Origin of the sequence: Aporhodopirellula sallentina SM41, from assembly GCF_000346505.1 — a bacterium.
In the GTDB taxonomy this organism is placed as follows: domain Bacteria; phylum Planctomycetota; class Planctomycetia; order Pirellulales; family Pirellulaceae; genus Rhodopirellula; species Rhodopirellula sallentina.
This window is the reverse complement of the sequence record NZ_ANOH01000026.1, coordinates 1-1,409: the sequence shown is the minus strand read 5'-3', so window position 1 is coordinate 1,409 and position 1,409 is coordinate 1. Positions and strand designations below refer to the sequence as shown.

The following is a 1,409-nucleotide window of genomic DNA, read 5'->3' as shown; positions in this document are numbered from 1 at the left end:
TGGGGTAACTTGTTTCTTACCGGTCGGTCCGGGTCAGAATAAGTGATTTGGGGGTGTTTTCGTAGGTTCGGTGGTGAGAATAAGTCGGGTGTGGGCGACTTGTTCTCACTGGTTTGGGAAGTTTGCTTGGGAGCGATTCTACTTGTTCTCACTTCCGCACGTGCGGACTTCGTCCTCATGGGTGACACGCTTTTCAGCTTTTGGTTGCCCCCTAAGTGTCCTCCCCACCTCATGAGGGATTTTGGCGGATCGGAGGGCGGTTGGCAAGCATTTTTAGCGGAAGTGGACAGGCGTGCGGTGGAAACTTGTCCGCTCTGTTGTGGGCGGATGGGTAGACTGTCCGGGCTGGTGAAGGTGGGGCGGACGTGCTCGGTGAACCGGCAGCAGTGTTTGAGCATGGAAGTGCTCTCCGTGATGGTCCTTAACAAGCGATGGTCCTTAACATGCGAGAGGGCTTACCACGTGGTGGTTCGCGTTAAGCGATCACGGTATTTCGCAGGTGGCATCTTCCAGCGACTTCACTTGGCGATTTTTGATTTCGTTCTGCTGGCGAACAGTGTGTCTGATGTCGAGGGACTTTGACGATGGCCAACTATTGCAAATCTTCAAGCGGCGAACAGGGACTGAAGTGGGCGCGGGTTTGGTTCAAGCAGTTTTGTCTGTTTCACCGTCGGCCGGTCGATCTTTCGAAGGAGTTTACTGCCGAGGAAGTGATCGCCTTGCGTTCGAAGCGCGACGCGGGCGTTCCGGCATGGAAGCGGATGAAGGTGATCGAGGGGCTGATCGTGTTTCGCGAATCGGTCCAGCATCGCGATCCGGTGGACCTGTTGCCGCTGCGTGAGACGATGCGAGGGATCGTGTCGATCGAACGCGCGAAGTCGGAGGGCTATGACACGATTGACGATGTGGTCGGCAAGATTGATCCGAAGGAACCGGATGCGATTCAGGAGTTTCGGCGTGCGCTGCGTCGGGGCGGAATGGCGTTGAGGACGGAGCGAACTTATGTGGGCAAGTTGAAGAACTTCATGGCCGATCGCGGATTGACTTGTTTGGCGGATTTCGAACGAATCGGGGCGGCCGACGTGGAGGCTCACCTGACGGACCTGGCGGTCGATGGCAACGTGGCGCCGTCGACGCAGAACGTTTCGTTTCATTCGCTGCTGAAGTTCTTCACGTTGGTGCTCAAGCGTGAGATGGGGAAGATCGAGGCGATCCGTGCGACGAAGAAGCCGATGACGCCGACGGTGTTGGGGCCGAAGGAGATCGCGGGCGTTTTCGAGGGGCTCAGTGGGGTGCATTTGACGATCGCGAAGTTGTTGTATGGATGCGGGATGCGGATCAGCGAGGCGATCCGTCTACGGGTCAAGGATATCGACTTCGCGAACAAGCAGATTGAGATTCGGCAATCG

Annotated in this window: 1 protein-coding gene; it reads left to right on the top strand. The window is 56.8% G+C overall.

Annotation, left to right across the window (positions count from 1 at the left end; translation table 11 throughout):
* Positions 1-584: 584 nt before the first annotated feature.
* A partial coding sequence (locus RSSM_RS01290) for a phage integrase N-terminal SAM-like domain-containing protein (RefSeq protein ID WP_008673644.1) occupies positions 585-1,409 on the top strand: 825 nt, incomplete at its 3' end.